13 protein-coding genes and 4 pseudogenes are annotated in these 14,405 nt (G+C 69.7%); 5 read left to right on the top strand and 12 right to left on the bottom strand.

The window, feature by feature from the left end; all coding sequences use genetic code 11:
* Positions 1–65: 65 nt before the first annotated feature.
* The 7 genes from ACWD3E_RS07190 to ACWD3E_RS07160 all read right to left on the bottom strand — a co-directional run bounded on the left by ACWD3E_RS07190 (position 66) and on the right by ACWD3E_RS07160 (position 6,498).
* Complete coding sequence (locus ACWD3E_RS07190; RefSeq protein ID WP_451386550.1) at positions 66–422, bottom strand: hypothetical protein; 357 nt, start codon at positions 420–422, stop codon at positions 66–68.
* 25 nt (positions 423–447) lie between these two features.
* Positions 448–1,419, bottom strand: coding sequence for a carbohydrate kinase family protein (locus ACWD3E_RS07185; RefSeq protein WP_451386549.1), 972 nt, complete (start codon positions 1,417–1,419; stop codon positions 448–450).
* Positions 1,416–2,405 (bottom strand): zinc-dependent alcohol dehydrogenase family protein, encoded by a 990-nt coding sequence (locus ACWD3E_RS07180; RefSeq protein WP_451386548.1) that lies wholly within the window; start codon positions 2,403–2,405, stop codon positions 1,416–1,418. The genes ACWD3E_RS07185 and ACWD3E_RS07180 overlap by 4 nt, the downstream gene beginning before the upstream one ends.
* Before the next feature lie 54 nt (positions 2,406–2,459).
* Entirely contained in the window at positions 2,460–3,287 is an 828-nt protein-coding gene (locus ACWD3E_RS07175) for a carbohydrate ABC transporter permease (protein WP_451386547.1), read from the bottom strand.
* Entirely contained in the window at positions 3,284–4,240 is a 957-nt protein-coding gene (locus ACWD3E_RS07170) for a carbohydrate ABC transporter permease (RefSeq protein WP_451386546.1), read from the bottom strand. The genes ACWD3E_RS07175 and ACWD3E_RS07170 overlap by 4 nt, the downstream gene beginning before the upstream one ends.
* Before the next feature lies 1 nt (position 4,241).
* Positions 4,242–5,594: an ABC transporter substrate-binding protein gene (locus ACWD3E_RS07165; RefSeq protein ID WP_451386545.1), complete on the bottom strand. Its 1,353-nt coding sequence runs from the start codon at positions 5,592–5,594 to the stop codon at positions 4,242–4,244.
* Positions 5,595–5,736: 142 nt separating this feature from the next.
* A complete protein-coding gene (locus ACWD3E_RS07160) occupies positions 5,737–6,498 on the bottom strand; it encodes a DeoR/GlpR family DNA-binding transcription regulator (RefSeq protein ID WP_451386544.1) in 762 nt (253 codons plus the stop codon).
* Positions 6,499–7,036: 538 nt separating this feature from the next.
* Here ACWD3E_RS07160 and ACWD3E_RS07155 point away from each other — a divergent pair.
* A complete protein-coding gene (locus ACWD3E_RS07155; RefSeq protein WP_451386543.1) occupies positions 7,037–7,309 on the top strand; it encodes a hypothetical protein in 273 nt (90 codons plus the stop codon).
* A 21-nt stretch (positions 7,310–7,330) separates the two neighbouring features.
* Here the strand turns inward: ACWD3E_RS07155 and ACWD3E_RS07150 are convergent.
* A pseudogene (locus ACWD3E_RS07150) lies at positions 7,331–7,534 on the bottom strand (IS5/IS1182 family transposase); the annotation flags it as partial.
* A 286-nt stretch (positions 7,535–7,820) separates the two neighbouring features.
* Here ACWD3E_RS07150 and ACWD3E_RS07145 point away from each other — a divergent pair.
* Positions 7,821–8,552: a transposase family protein gene (locus ACWD3E_RS07145; protein WP_451386542.1), complete on the top strand. Its 732-nt coding sequence runs from the start codon at positions 7,821–7,823 to the stop codon at positions 8,550–8,552.
* Here ACWD3E_RS07145 and ACWD3E_RS07140 read toward each other — a convergent pair.
* Both ACWD3E_RS07140 and ACWD3E_RS07135 read right to left on the bottom strand, forming a co-directional pair.
* Positions 8,531–8,899 carry a VOC family protein gene (locus ACWD3E_RS07140; RefSeq protein WP_451386541.1) on the bottom strand — a complete coding sequence of 123 codons (369 nt, stop codon included), beginning with the start codon at positions 8,897–8,899 and terminating at the stop codon, positions 8,531–8,533. The two genes, ACWD3E_RS07145 and ACWD3E_RS07140, sit on opposite strands and share 22 nt — an antisense overlap.
* Positions 8,900–9,238: 339 nt before the next feature.
* Positions 9,239–10,168, bottom strand: coding sequence for an ADP-ribosylglycohydrolase family protein (locus tag ACWD3E_RS07135; RefSeq protein ID WP_451386540.1), 930 nt, complete (start codon positions 10,166–10,168; stop codon positions 9,239–9,241).
* Positions 10,169–10,622: 454 nt separating this feature from the next.
* Between ACWD3E_RS07135 and ACWD3E_RS07130 the strand changes: the two are divergent.
* Both ACWD3E_RS07130 and ACWD3E_RS07125 read left to right on the top strand, forming a co-directional pair.
* A pseudogene (locus ACWD3E_RS07130) lies at positions 10,623–10,766 on the top strand (ATP-binding protein); the annotation flags it as partial.
* Positions 10,767–10,819: 53 nt separating this feature from the next.
* Positions 10,820–11,020 (top strand): annotated as a pseudogene (locus ACWD3E_RS07125) (transposase); the annotation flags it as partial.
* An 81-nt stretch (positions 11,021–11,101) separates the two neighbouring features.
* Here the strand turns inward: ACWD3E_RS07125 and ACWD3E_RS07120 are convergent.
* Positions 11,102–11,842, bottom strand: a complete 741-nt coding sequence (locus tag ACWD3E_RS07120; protein ID WP_451386539.1) for a class I SAM-dependent methyltransferase — start codon at positions 11,840–11,842, stop codon at positions 11,102–11,104.
* Positions 11,843–11,937: 95 nt separating this feature from the next.
* On the opposite strand from ACWD3E_RS07120, the pseudogene ACWD3E_RS07115 reads away from it, so the two are divergent.
* Positions 11,938–12,585: pseudogene (locus ACWD3E_RS07115) on the top strand (helix-turn-helix domain-containing protein); the annotation flags it as partial.
* A gap of 1,005 nt (positions 12,586–13,590) precedes the next feature.
* Here ACWD3E_RS07115 and ACWD3E_RS07110 read toward each other — a convergent pair.
* Positions 13,591–14,172, bottom strand: coding sequence for a chloramphenicol phosphotransferase CPT family protein (locus ACWD3E_RS07110; protein WP_451386538.1), 582 nt, complete (start codon positions 14,170–14,172; stop codon positions 13,591–13,593).
* Between the last annotated feature and the right edge of the window lie 233 nt (positions 14,173–14,405).

The following is a 14,405-nucleotide window of genomic DNA, read 5'->3' as shown; positions in this document are numbered from 1 at the left end:
CATCGGCTCAGTGGCATGCACGCTTTGACGACACGGCCCAGTCCAGGATTCTTCTCCTCCGCCGGTCACCGCGACATCGCGATCCCGACCGCGGCGCCGAGGAACGCCGTCATGCAGGCCATGAGCATGAGGACGGGGATGGCGCGGTAGCGCGTGGTGAACACCCGGACAGCCCTGGGGTCCTCGGACAGGTAGACCACCGGGACCCGGCTGCCGACCGGCAGGTGGAGGCCGACCGGGCTCGGCCTCGGTCCTGTCCCTGACCTCGGTCCGTAGACGGTGCCGCAGGTGCGCAGTCCGTGGCGGCGCAGCCGCGCCGGCACGCGACGCTCGTGGACGGCGGCCCACAGACACACCGCCGCCTCCGCGCAGAGAGCAATACCCGCCGCCGCGCGGGTTCCCGGCATCACGTCACCTGCCATGAGTGGAAGGCCAGTTGGGACACCGTTACACCAGCTCCGCCGCCGTCGGCGGGTCGGCGCCGGGCCGCGTGCACGTCAATGCGGCGACGTGGGTGGCGAGTTGGAGCGCGTCCGCGACGGCGCCTGGCAGCCGTGCGCAGCCCGTCGCGCGGGACAGCGCGGCGCGGGCGTCCCTCGCCGCCTCGGGCCCGCCGCCCACCGCGCCCAGCAGCCCCGCCCGCAGTAGCCCGCTGAGCAGCCCCGCCATGAACGCGTCCCCCGCCCCGACGGTGTCCACCACGTCGACGGGGCGCCCGGGCACCTCCGCGCGGCCGTGCCGCCAGCACGCCAGCGCACCGTCGGGGCCGAGCGTGAGGACGACCAGCGCGGGGCCGTCCCCGGCCCAGTCGGCGGCCACGTCGCGCGGGTCACGGCCGGGGTGGAGCCACTCCAGGTCCTCGGCGCTGGCCTTCACCACGTCGCTCAGCGCCACCAGCCGCTCCACGCGCGGACGTTCCCGCTCCGGGGTGCCGAGCAGCGGGGGCCGCAGGTTCGGGTCGTACGAGACGGTCGCCGCCGTGCGCGCCCTGGTGACGGCGTCGAGGACGAGGTCGGCGCCGGGGGCCAGGGCCGCGGCCAGGGACCCGGTGTGGAGATGCGCCGGTGGGCCGGTGCCGTCGGACCGCAGCGCCCGGGGTCGCGGGCTCCAGGTGATGTCGAAGTCGTACGTCGGCAGGCCCCGCGCCCCGAGCCGGGCGACGGCACGCGAGGTGCGCGGGCCGCCGACCGACCCGGGGGTCAACTCGACCCCCGCGCGCCCGAGATGGTCCCGGATCCGTCTGCCCGCGGCGTCGTCGCCGATCCGGGTGGCGAGTCGCACCCGGTGGCCGAGGCGTGCGAGTCCCAGGGCGGTGTTGGCGGGGCCGCCGCCGGGGCGGTCCCGGCGGGCTCCGTCACCGGTGACCAGGACGTCGGTGAGGGCCTCGCCGACGACGAGCACGGCGTCCCGCCCCGTCACGGCGTGACCAGGATCTTGCGGCCCTTGCCGGTCTTGAACCGTTCGAGGGCGGCGGCGTACTCGGACAGCGGCAGGCGGTCGCTGACGAAGACCTCGGGGTCGAGCACGCCCGCCGCGAAGAGCTCGGCCGCGCGCTCGTAGCTGTGCAGCACGGCCATCGAGCCGGTGATGGTGATCTCCTGGTTGTAGATGCGGTACGGCTCGATGGTGGCCCGCGCCGCGTAGTCGGCCACGCCGAACTGGAGGTAGGTGCCGCCTCTGGCCACCCTGCCGATGGCGTCCTGGATGGCGCGTTCGTTGCCGGTGGCGTCGATGACGACGTCCCAGCCGCGCGGTCGCTCCACCTCGTCGGCCGACGCGACCGCGTTCGTGCAGCCCAACTCCCGTGCGGTCAGCAACCGTTCGGGGTTGATGTCGATCACGTCGACCGTCGCCGCCCCGGTGCGCTTGGCGAGCTCCAGCATCATCAGGCCCATCGTGCCGGAGCCGTAGATCAGCACGTGGCTGGCCATGGGGGCGCTGAGCACGTCGTAGCCGCGCACCGCGCACGACAGCGGTTCGATGAGGGCGGCGTCCTCGGTGCGGACGTGCTCGGGCAGCTTCACGCAGTTCGCGGCGGGCGCCACGACGTACTCGGCGGCGGCGCCCGAGGTGGTGACACCGATGGCCGCGTACCGCTCGCACAGGTTGTTCCGGCCGATGCGGCAGTAGTGGCACTCGTTGCAGTACAGGGACGGGTCGACGGCCACCCGGTCGTCGACGGACAGCTCGCGCACCTCGGAGCCGAGGGCCACGACCTCGCCTGCGAACTCGTGGCCCGGCACGACGGGCAGGCGGGGAGCGAACTCGCCCTGGAGGATGTGGAGATCGGTGCCGCACAGGCCGCACGCGGCGACCTGGACCACCACCTCCCGGGGGCCGGGCGCGGGGTCCTCGACGGTCTCGACGGACACGGCGCCGGGCGCACTGATGACGGCTGCTTTCACGTGATCACTCCGAGGTTCACTGGACTGTTTCGGGGCGACGGACCGCTACGGGGTTCACTTGACCGCCCCGAGGGACAGGCCCTGAACGAGCTTGTCCTGGGCGGCGAATCCGGCGACGAGCACCGGCAGGGACACACAGACGGCGGCCGCGCACACCTTCGCCAGGAACAGGCCCTGGCTGGTGACGAAGCCGGTGAGGAAGACGGGCGCGGTGCCGGCCACGACGCCGGTGAGGACCCGTGCGAACAGCAGCTCGTTCCAGCTGAAGATGAACGAGATGAGGGCGGTGGCCGCGATGCCGGGAGCCGCCACGGGCGCCACGATGCGCACCAGCACGGTCGGCAGGCCCGCCCCGTCGAGCGAGGCGGCCTCCAGGATCTCGACGGGGACCTCGGCGAGGAACGAGCGCATCATCCACACCGCGATCGGCAGGTTCATGGAGGTGTAGAGGATGACCAGGAGCCAGATGTTGTCGAGCATCCCCGTGTTCTTGGCGATCAGGTAGACGGGCAGCAGGCCCGCGACGGCGGGCAGCATCTTCGTCGAGAGGAAGAAGAACAGGACGTCGGTCCATTTGCGTACGGGCTTGATGGACAGCGCGTACGCGGCGGGGGTGGACAGGGCGAGGACGAGGAGCGTCGACATGGCACTCGCCGTGAGGGAGTTGATGAGGGGTGGCCAGGGGGAGAGCCCGGTGCTCGCGCCGAAGAACTCGCGGTAGCCCTGCAGCGTGAGCGGGGCGGCGACGCTCGGCGGGTTGGTCGCCGCGTCGGACTCGCCGTGCAGGGAGGTGAGCAGCATCCAGGCGAACGGCAGAAAGAAGAACAGGCCGCAGAACCAGGCCAAAAGGCCCCACACGCCCTGGCGTAGACGGACGTTCACCGCATCTCCTCCTTGAACAGGGACGAGACCGTGCGCAGCGCGAAGGTGGCGATGATCATCGTGCAGGCCACGACGAGGACGCCCTCGGCGGACGCCTGGCCGTAGTCGTGGGCCTGGTAGAAGGTCTCGTACACGGTGTACGGCAGATTGGCGGTGCCGAGGCCGCCGGAGGTCAGGGTGAAGACGGCGTCGAAGTTCTGCACGACGTAGATGGAGCCGAGCAGGGCGGCGAGTTCCAGGTAGCGGCGCAGGTGCGGGAAGGTGAGGTGGCGGAAGATCTGCCAGGGGCTCGCGCCGTCGACGCGTGCGGCCTCTACGACGTCCGGCGACCGGCTTTGAAGCCCGGCCAGCAGGATGAGCATCATGAACGGCGTCCACTGCCAGATCAGCGACACCTCCACGGCGGTCAGCGGCAGCGCGGACATCCAATCGGGCTGCGGTGCGCCGTCGCTGCCGAACAAGTGCCACAGCCAGGTCAGGGAGCCGTTGATGAACCCGTACGCGGCGTTGTAGAGGGCGTGCTTCCACAGCAGCGCCGAGGCCACGGGAACAACCAGGAACGGGGCGATGAGCAGGGTCCGCACGACACCGCGGCCCGGGAAGCGGCGGTCCAGGAGCAGCGCGAGACCGAGGCCCAGCAGGAGGCTGACCAGGACCACGACGGCCGTGAGGACGACGGTGGTCGCGAGCGCCGAGCGCAGGTCCGGGTCGGTGACGGCCGCCTTGTAGTTGGTGAGGCCGCCGAAGCCCCGGTGGCCCGGATCGAGCGCGTTCCAGCGCATGAAGGAGATCACCAGTGTGCCCACGAAGGGGAGTTGGGTGACGGCGATCAGGAAGACGAGGGCCGGGAGCAGGGGCGCGCGGCGGGCCCAGGCTCCGCGCGGGCGGCGCGCGGCACGGGCCTCCTGCAGCGTTACGCCGCGCGCCGTGCGGGCGAGGGGCGGGGCGGTCATGTCACTGCCCCCTGTGCTTGGCGGCGACCGCCTCGGCGCGCCGCTGGCCGTCCTTCAGGGCACTCGCGACGCTGGTCTTCCCGGCGATGGCGGCGCTGATGTCCTGGGAGACCTTGGTGCCGAGATCGGTGAACTCGGGGATGCCGACGAACTGGATGCCCGGGGCGGGCCTCGGCTGCACGCCGGGGTGCAGCGGGTCGGCGGAGGTCAGCGCGTCCTTGGTGGCCGCCGCGAACGCGCCCGCCGCAGCTGTGTACTTGGGGTTCGTGTATGTCGAGGTCCGCTTGCCCGCCGGTACCCTGGACCAGCCGAGCCGCGCGCCCACGAGGTTCTCGTACCCCTTGCCGGAGGCCCACGAGATGAACTTCCAGGCGTCGTCCTGGTGGCTGCTGGCCTTCTGCACTCCCCAGGCCCACGTGTACAGCCAGCCCGAGCTCTTGGTGCGCTCGACCGGGGCGGGTGCGTAGCCGATCTTGCCCGCGACGGGCGAGCCCTTGGCCTCCAGCGCTCCGGCGGCCGAGGTGGCGTCGTACCACATGGCGACCTTGCTCTGGGTCATGTCGTTGAGGCACTCGGTGAAGCCGGCCTGCGGGGCGCCCGCCTCGCCATGGGCGCGCACGAGGTTCACGTAGAAGGTGGTGGCCCGGGTGAACTCGGGGTTGTCGACCCGCGCCGTCCAGTCCTTGTCGAACCAGGTGCCGCCCATGGTGTTCACGACCGTGGTCAGCGGCGCCATGACTTCGCCCCAACCCGGCTGTCCGCGCAGGCAGATGCCCTTCATGCCGGGCCGCGCCCCGTCAGCCTTGGCGGCCAGGCCGGCGACCTGCCGCCAGGTGGGGTGGGCGGGCATGGTGAGGTGCCGGGCGGCGAGGACGTCCTTGCGGTACATGAGGAAGGACGACTCGCCGTAGAAGGGCTCGGCGTAGATCTGTCCGTCGGCGGTGAGGGACTGGCGTATCGCGGGCAGGACGTCGCCCTGGTCGAAGGCGGCGTCGGCGTTCGCCTTCCGGGTGAGCGGGGCGAGCCAGCCGTTCTTGGAGTAGATCGGCACCTCGTAGTTGCTGATGGTGGCCACGTCGTACTGGTTCGCCTGGCTCGCGAAGTCCTGGCTGATCTTGTCGCGGACATCGTTCTCGGGCAGCACGGTGAAGTTGACTTTGATGCCGGTGGACTTGGTGAAGTGCTCGGCGGTCAGCTTCTGGAGGTCCGTCATCTGCGGATTGTTGACCATGAGCACGTTGATGGAGTGGGATCCCGAGCCGCCTGCTCCGCCACCCGCGCCGGAGCAGGCGGCGAGCAGGGCGGTGCACAGTGCGGCCGCTCCCGCGGTCACGGTGCGCCTGGTTGTCATCATGGCGGATCAGCCCTTCCGGTTGTTGCGGCCATGTCAGTACGTGCGGGTGGGGGCTTCCGGCGCGGTCGGCGAGGCGGTCGGCGCTTCCGGGGCCAGGGGCTCTTGCGCGTCACGGCCCCTGGACGGGTGGCGCCGGGCCGCGTCAGACCCTGATGACCTGGGGACCGAGCAGCCCGTAGCGATGGGCCTCGGCGGCGGACAGGCCAGTGTCGGTGATGATCGTTTCGAAGTCGGAGACCTCGGCGAAGCGACAGAAGCTGCTGGCGCCGAACTTCCCGTGGTGCCCCATGAAGATGCGGCGGCGCGACACCTCCAGGGCCTTGGCCTTCACGTCGGCGACGGCCGGGTCGGGCGTGGTGAGCCCGTACTCCCTCGAGATCCCGTTCGACCCGAGGTAGGCGAGGTCGATGACGAAGCCCGAGAGCATGGCGCAGGCCCAGGAGCCCACGCTCGCCAGCGTGCGGGCGCGCACCCGGCCGCCGAGCAGCAGCACCGTCAGGTTGGCGGACTCCGCGACCGCCGCGGCCGTCGACAGGGACGCGGTCACCACCGTCAGCGGGCGGTCGGCCGGCAGCAGCGCGGCGAGCAGCTGCGGCGTGTAGCCCTCGTCCACGAACACGGTCTCCGCGCCGCCGAGCAGCTTCGCACCCTCTGCGGCGATCCGGCGCTTGTTCTCCACGTGCAAGGTGACCCGCTGGGCCAGGTTGGTCTCGAACCCCGCGCTCTCCACCGGGTAGGCGCCGCCGTGCGTGCGGCGTACGAGTCCGCGGCGCTCCAGCTCGCTCAGGTCACGCCTGATGGTCTCCGGTGCGACCCCGAAGTTCGCCGCGACGTCGGCGACTTCGACCCTTCCCTTCTGGCGCGCCAGGGTCAGCAGTCGGTGGTGCCGTTCTTCTGACCGCATACCAACTCCCAGGTTCCGCGCCTTGCCCGTTCGGGCACCGGACGCCCGAATGGGCCCGCCAGAGCGTTTATACCGCTGTGGCGTCGCCCGTCACCTGCCCGTTCCTTGCCGCACTTCGCCCGTCTGTGCCCGTTTCGCGGGCGCCCGGGAACCGGGAAGCCGTAGGCCGACGGTGAGCTCCCGCGCGGGGGCACCCGGGCGGTGCCCGTCGCCGCCGCACGGCGCGCCGAACCGGGCGGGCCGCGGGCGGTGTGAACCAGTTCCCGGGCCGCTCCGTAAGCCGGCGAGGAGACATCCGCCCCACTCGCACCCTGGAGAGGTCATGAACCAGCGGCAGACCGTCAGATGGTCCCTGATCGCCGTGCTCGCCGTCGCCCTCGCCGTCGTCGTCGTGAACATCGATGGCGGCAGCACCCCGACCGACGCGTGACGTGTTCTGTGTCGTGTTGGCGAGCCTGGCGTGCCTGTGGGGCGGTGTGCGGAGGCGCGGCTGCCAGCGCGGCTGCGTCGGTACGGCGTCCACGCCGAGGGGGTGGTGGTGGACCAGTATCTGGCGTCGGCGGACGATAATTTGACGCCCGTCATCGAGTTCACCAATCGGCAGGGCCGACCCGTCAGGTTCACGCCCGTGGCGACGGGGACGGGGCTGGGGCCGGACCTTGGAACCCATGTCCCGGTCGTCTATCTGCCCGAACACCCCGAGACTGCCAGGGTGTTCACCCGGAGGCACCTCCGGCCCATGTACATCAGCATGCTTGCCGGAAGCGGGACTTTCCTCGGCGTCGCGGTGTGGATCGTGCTCAAAAGCTGAGCTCGTTCTCCTTCCTCGTTGTCACGAACGGACCCACGGCCGGATCGCGGCGACGCTGACCGTGACGTGAAAGACGAACGCTCTCTTGTCGTACCGGGTCGCCACAGCTCGGAAGCCCTTGAGTGCGTTGATGGTCCGCTCAACTTCGTTCCTGCGGATATGGAGCGCCCGGTCAAAACCAGCAGGGCGACCGCCTCGGCTTCCGCGCCGCCGACGGTTGGCCTTCGCGACGGGCGTACGTCCTGCGACGGCGCGGTCGTTCCTGAGCCAGACGCCGATCTTGTGGCCCCTGTGGGTGGCGTCGGTGGGGGAGAGCAGGTGCCCGTTCTGGGCGGCCCAACCTCACGAGGCCGCCAGGCCCCCATGAGCACGCCGGGACACTGTGTCCCTGGTCTACCAGTGCCGCCTGCCGCTGTCCACGCACACCCTGCACTACCTCACTGACCTGCTGCGACGCCATCTCAAAGCGATACGGTCGAGGTGGCGGGCGCTGCCGTCCGGGAGGATCGCGGTGATTGTCTTGGTCGTGCTGCGGCACGATCAGCGCCTGGCCGACATGGCCGGCGGCAACGACATCTCCGCCACCACCATCCGGCGCCGGCACGACGAGCTGACTCACCTGCTGGCCGCGAAGACCCCTCGCTTGGACCGCGCCCTGAAGAAGATCGCCCGACGGGCCGGCGAGGTCGTCCTGATCGACGGCACCCCCATCCCCACCCAGCGCCGTACCGCCCGAACTACTCCGGCATCGCCACCACGGCCTGCACGTCCTCGCGCTGACCGACGAGCGAGGCCGTCTGGTGTGGATATCGGCCGCCCGGCCCGGCCGCACCCACGACACCACCGCCCCGCCCGCCACGACCTCATCCTGGCCCACCTGCGTGCTGCCGGCCTCGGCGCCCTGGCCGACCTGGGCTTCCTCGGCCGGGACGATGACGGGGACGATCCCGTGGTCGTCACCGGCTTCAAGGCCACCCGCGTCCGCAGGCTCGCATCCGCCGAGAAGGAGGCCAGCCGGGTCCTGGCCGCCGGACGCGTCCCCGTCGAACGCGGCTTTGCCCACCGGAAGAACTGGCGGATCCTCACCAAGCTCCGTACTGACCCCGCCCGCGCCACCCACCTGTTTGGCGCGTTGCTCGTCCTGACGAACATCGAGGCCACTACCGGAAATTGGTCTCTACCGCAGGTAGCCCACGATCAGCACATGCCCACGGAACAGCGTCACCGGGCCGGGATCGGCTGAGTGAGGTTCACCGGGTTGCCGTCGGGGTCCTGGATGTGGGCGACGCGCTGTCCCCACGGCATGTCGTTGGGGCCGCTGCGGACCGAGCCGCCCAGCGCGACCACCCGGCCGAGCGTCTCGTCGACGTCGTCGACTCCGATGCTGAGCAGGATCCGCGACGCCGCCCCAGTCCCCGGGTTCGCCTTGGCTACCAGCCCGAGGTCGGTGTCGCCGATGCGCAAGCCGAGGTAGAAGGCCGGGCCTTCCGCCGGTATCCGGAAGATCTCCTCAGCGCCGAACAAGTTCCTGTAGAAGCCGAGCAGAACGTCCAGGTCGGCAGTCACGATCACTGGCTGGATGGTGGACATGGCACTCCTGTCGAGAACGGTCGTGTCGCTGGGTAGACCGTTCGAGGACGGTGAACTCATCGGCAAAACCGCCCCGCGGGACGATCTACAACGCAGACTGCCGCCCACGACCAGCACCAGCACCCCGAATCGAGGTCACGCCACCCCGCGGACCAGCCACTTCAAGATGGCGGAGCTTCAATGTGGTGATCGAAGCGGACGGGGCGGTGTTGTGATCACGGATCTCTGCGCGACGAGCCGGGACTGGTTGGAGAGCTGCCCGGTGCGGCTGGCCCGGTGGCCGAGGTCGTCCGTGTAGGTGTCCGCGACGGTCAGGCGTTCATTCTGGGAGGACCCGGTTCAGCCTCCGAGCCGGTGTGCAAGGTGGAGCAGATCGGCCAGGTGCAGCACCCGTCCGTTGAAGCCTGGGAGGGAGACATGCAGCGGCTGGGTCCAGTGGGCGGGGATTGCATCCAGCCCGTAGTACGCCCCCGCGAGGCCTCCGGTCACCGCGGCGACGGTGTCCGTGTCACCGCCGAGGTCGATCGCCGCGCGTATCGCGTCCTCGAAGCTGGTGGTGGTGCGCAGGGCCCAGACGGCGGAGCCCAGGCAGGGCCAGACGGCACCGTTGAACTCGGTCGCCTGATCGGGGTGCCAGTCGGGCGCGAGGACTGTGGCGTAGCGGCCGCGGTGGTCGGGGTGGACGAGAGCCAGGATGTCCGGGAGCGCGGTGAGGGGGTCGGTGTCCTCGAACGTGACGCGGATGAGTTCGTGGAAGATCGCGGTGCCTTCCCAGGCTGCGCGGTCACCATGGGTGAGGGCAGCGATGCGGCGGGCCGCGTCCATGGTGGCTTCTTGGCCGGCGGCAGCGAAGTGGACCGCGGAGGTCGATGCCCGCATCAAGGAGCCGTTTCCAGCTGCTCGTTGGTTGACCTGGAAATGGATCGCGGCGGCAAGGTCCCAGGGCATGCCGTTGGTCAGGACGTCTTCGGTCTGCAAGCCGATGTCCTTCGGTTCTGATGCTGCCCACCGCTGGAAGCGGGTGAAGATGTCCGGCAGATCCAGTCCGTGCCGCTCCAGCAGCGACTCCGCGACCAGGACGGCCATCTGTGTGTCGTCAGTGGCCTCGCCGGGGTCCCAGCCACCGCCTCCGCACATCTCGCCACCGGCACCAGGCGCGGGAAATCGCGCGGAGAACGCTCCCTGGGGGCCGAACTCGAAGGGGCCGCCCAGGGCGTCACCCACCGCTGAGCCGACGACCGCGCCAGCGGCACGCTGAATCCGCTCCATTCGCGCAGGTTATCTGTGGTGCACCGACGGCCGCGCGACCCTATTTCCTTCTTCGGCTCCCCGAACATCGGCGGCGAACGCGTCTCGTCTACGGAGGTGCGCCGTCTGAGACACCTTGGGTCTGAGACACCCGTACAGGTCACATAACCCTGTCCAGCCCGGTGTCCGCCGGCCGCTGCGAGAGTTCCACCGTCCGGATCTCGGGGAACGCTGTCATGTCCATCCCCTGCCTGGAGCGCAGCAGCACTCGGCCGCCCGAGTTCACGGCGAGCTGAGCGCGGTAGCCGTCCTACTCCAGATTTCGCCGAGCGGAACACCGTAACGCGCCGCGGGCGGCGCAGGGGCCGCACCCCGGCTCCGGTGGTGTGCTGCTGGAGCGCTTTCTCATCCGCCCGGCGATGGCGGACGACGATCCCGGCGCGATGCGCGCGCTCCTGGAGCCGGTGGGCTTCCTGGCTGGACGAAGACGTTCACCGACCCTCGTCTCTGCGCGGCTGTCGTCGACCGCATCACCTTCAACGGCACCGTCATCGAGACCGGCACCGACTCCTACCGACTCGCCAGCACCCGAGCCCGAGCGGAAGCCGAGGCCAGCTAGGGCCTGTCCGGCGGATCTCGTGACTGTGTGGGGGTCGTGTCGTTGGCACGGTCATGGGACGGGGAGATCTCACGAATGAGGAGTGGGTCCGGCTGAAGCCGCACCTGCCGAAGTCAGGCCTGCGCGGCGGCCGGTGGGCCAGACATCGCAGGGTCATCAACGGGATCCTGTACCGGCAGCGCACGGGTGTGCCCTGGCGGGATCTGCCTGCGCGTATCGGTCCGTGGAAGACCGTGTATGAGCGGCACCAGCGCTGATCGGCGGATGGCACGTGGGACAGGACCTTCTAGGGCCAACCGGGGAGGGGATACCTTCACGTCTCGGTGCGGCGGTGCTTACGGTTTGTGGGTTACCCAGAGCATTTCTGCCGGCCAGCGGTATGCCCAGTCAGGCGGGTCGGTTTGGTTGTAGCCGTTGGCTGTTCCGGGTCCGGGCCGCGGCTCGATGAGGTCGTCGATGACGAGACCTGCGCCGCGCAGGACCCTGATCCAGTCGCCGTAGGTGAGCTGATAGCTGACCGCGCCCTGGCCTTCGGCGATGGTGTCCAGCCCGAAGTAGTCCTGGTGCAGCGTCGTGGTTACGCGGCTGGCGGCTTCGTCGTAGCAGGCTTCGAACCATGGGCTGGCGACGTTGAACACCAGGCGCCCACCGCGGCGCAGGATGCGTGCGGCCTGCGGGACGGCCAGGTGCGGGGGCGCCCAGCTAAGCCCGCCGTAGTCACAGAACACCAGGTCGAAGCTGTCGGCGGCGAACGGGAGGTGTTCGGCGGCGCCTTGCACCAGCGGGTAGCGGGCCGCTCCCATCGCGCGAGCTGCCGCGGCGAGCTGGGCTTCGGACAGGTCGAGCCCGACCACGGTGGCGCCCTCAGCGGCGAGCGCCCTGGACCACTGGCCGGCGCCGCAGCCGAGTTCGAGGACGCGCTTGCCGGTGACGTCGCCCAGGGCGTGCAGGTGCGCGTCGGGGATGGCGTACGTGCCCCACAGCCGGGGCATTGCGCCGATCTGCGGGTCGTGCTCGCGCTGGTAGGCGCTGCTGATCTGGTTCCAGAACCGCCGGTTGGCAGAAATGCTGTCCACGCGCCGACTCAAGCACTGTCTGCCGGGGGCGGTCAACACGATTGTGCTGCGACCGGGAAGGTTCACCGATTCACGGGTGTCCTGTCTGGCTGCCGATGCGATCGGGTGGGATCGATCGACCCGATCCAGCGTCAGGAGGCGTGGTGACAACACGGGTTCAAGTCCGCAGGATCGCCGGCTACGAGGGGCAGAAGCTGCAGCAGATCGTCCGGCGGGGCAACACGAACAGCGTGCGCTACCGGCGGGCGATGATCCTGCTGGCCTCTGCGGGCGGCAACACCGTCCCGGTCATCGCCCGTCTCGTGGCCGCCGACGAGGACACCGTCCGCGATGTTGTCCACCGCTTCAAACGAGGCCATCCCCGCCTACTCAGCGATGACGACGGAGCCTTCGTCATCCAGACGGCCACCACCCGCCCGGTCAAGCTCGGCCCGTCGTTCACCCGCTGGTCGATCCGCAAGCTCACCGCCTACCTGCGCAAAGTCCACGGACGCGTGATCCGCGTCGGCCGCGAGGCCCTGCGGATGCTACTCAAGCGGCATGGCATCACCTTCCAGCGCACCAAGACCTGGAAGGAGTCCGCCGACCCCGACTTCGACGCCAAGCTCGACCGAATCGAGCAGGCCATCGAGCACTTCCCCGACCGCGTCTTCGCCTTCGACGAGTTCGGCCCGCTGGGCATCCGCCCTACCGTCGGCTACTGCTGGGCCAAGCAGGGAAGACCGGACCGGATACCGGTTTCCAAAGGCTCCGGGCGGCGCGGATCCCTGGCTCACCTTGTTGTGGGCCACCGGCCGCGCCAGCCCCAATCGAGGCGAGAGCGCATCGGGCCACCCGTCCCAACCGGCGACCCGGCGAACCTATGCGATGCGGTCACGGCACCAGCTCCCGCCACGACAGTCGGCCACCTCACCTGAACTCACGGGGAGCTGGCCGACGGCCCATCAGGTCGCAGCGCGGACCACACCTCGTCGAGAGCCGGGGACCCAGGAGCACGAACGGGCTGACCCACCTCGGATGACCAATTAGGGCGGAAACATCCCATGAAGTCTGTGAAGTCGTTCCGGAGATACTGAGAATCGGACGGCTTCAGCCGTATCTGCCGACGGCTGCCTGCCCACCAGATCTCGAAATCCGCAACCGTGCCCTCCGCCGGCCAGTCATCGCTTTGTTCCGGAAGCAACAGGACGTCGACGAAGCCTCCGACGCTCAGGCCGATGTCCACGAAGATCCCGATCGCACCGGGCCGGGGAACCTTCACGACGGTGCCCTCGAAAACCTGCCCGAAGCGCAGCCCCCTCCGAATCCGAGCCCACTCGGCATCTGTCACCACGAACGCATCTTCGCACCCTCGTCCCGGTCATGAGCAGCTGCACTCGGTCGGCGGAGTCCCGTCACGGACGTCGATCGCCCCGCCCGTCTGGGCGACACAGCACTGCCGTTGCTTCTCGTGAACAATCCCCGACAGGCGGACGCTCAACTGCTGCTGAAACTCATCGACAAACGCTGTCGCTGAAAGTGGACGAAGCCACGGCACCCCGGCGGGAAGCGTGTAGGCGAACACCTCGAAGTCGCAGTCCGCAGAGTCGGCCGCCGAGGCGGCAGGCAGGCCGAGAGGAAGTATGGCCGCGGTGGCTAATACTCCAGCCGTAGATGTGTATCTCCATGGGCAGGCCCTCGCCCGTACTGCTCGGGCTTGGGCTCAGGCGGCGAAGACGAGGAGAACAGCACGCTGGGTAGGCGTGCCATCACGCTGTCGTCGGGGATTCCTGGCTGTCCGTCAGGTAGCGTCGGCGGAGGCGGGTGAAGGCGGTGGGGCTGGGGCGGTGCGGAAGGAACTCCTTGATCCGCTGCGCGCATTCGCGTGGGCTTGCGGTGCCGGAGTCGCACTCCAGGTCGTAGTCGCCGTGGCCGTGGACCAGTTCGTACTGGTGCGCCGCGAGGCCCGGCGGGCGGTCGCCCCGGGCCAGCTCGCGGCGGGCCAGTTCGTCCGGCGGGCAGCGGACACCGACGAACAGTACGTCTTCGGGCCGTAGCACCGTCAGGCAGTCGAGCAGCCGCCACGGCTCGCTCAGCACATGGTCGACCACGACGTCGTTTCCGACTTCGGCCATGGCCGCGATCGAGCGGTGAAAGCCCATCCTGGTCCGCCGCAGCGCGGCGTCGAGCTCTGCGGCCCCGAGTTCCCGCTTGGTGCGCATCGCGTTGAAGCCGTCGACCGCCAGGTGGAAGTAGACACCGTCGTCCAGGATGTCCAGGAGTTCCCGGGCGATGCTCGACTTCCCTGAGCTGGAGGTGCCGTTGAGGAAGATGATCCGACCAGATGCCATATCGGCATGATCACATGTCAGCCGGCGCCACGTTCAGGGGATCTCCAGCGGATCTCGGCCGGTCAGCAGGATTCGCAGCAGATCCGAAGCTGCAGTGATCGAGCTGGCGAAGGCTGGTGCAATGACGACCGCGGCGACCGGTGATCACCGGGAGGTGTGTGGACTGACGGTGAGGCGGTGGCCGCAGGTCACAGCGTCATGCCTGCCCGCTGGCAGGCGATGTTCGCGGGTCT

This window comes from Streptomyces sp. NPDC002676, assembly GCF_053592455.1.
Note: the sequence above shows the minus strand (reverse complement) of the source record. Positions and strands in the feature narration are given on the sequence as shown.

Excerpts from the sequence above, each read along its gene's own strand:
- ACWD3E_RS07170 (WP_451386546.1), bottom strand. The coding sequence starts at position 4,240 with ATGACCGCCCCGCCCCTCGCCCGCACGGCGCGCGGCGTAACGCTGCAG.
- ACWD3E_RS07190 (WP_451386550.1), bottom strand. The coding sequence starts at position 422 with ATGGCAGGTGACGTGATGCCGGGAACCCGCGCGGCGGCGGGTATTGCT.
- ACWD3E_RS07165 (WP_451386545.1), bottom strand. The coding sequence starts at position 5,594 with ATGATGACAACCAGGCGCACCGTGACCGCGGGAGCGGCCGCACTGTGC.
- ACWD3E_RS07140 (WP_451386541.1), bottom strand. The coding sequence starts at position 8,899 with ATGTCCACCATCCAGCCAGTGATCGTGACTGCCGACCTGGACGTTCTG.
- ACWD3E_RS07110 (WP_451386538.1), bottom strand. The coding sequence starts at position 14,172 with ATGGCATCTGGTCGGATCATCTTCCTCAACGGCACCTCCAGCTCAGGG.
- ACWD3E_RS07160 (WP_451386544.1), bottom strand. The coding sequence starts at position 6,498 with ATGCGGTCAGAAGAACGGCACCACCGACTGCTGACCCTGGCGCGCCAG.
- ACWD3E_RS07135 (WP_451386540.1), bottom strand. The coding sequence starts at position 10,168 with ATGGAGCGGATTCAGCGTGCCGCTGGCGCGGTCGTCGGCTCAGCGGTG.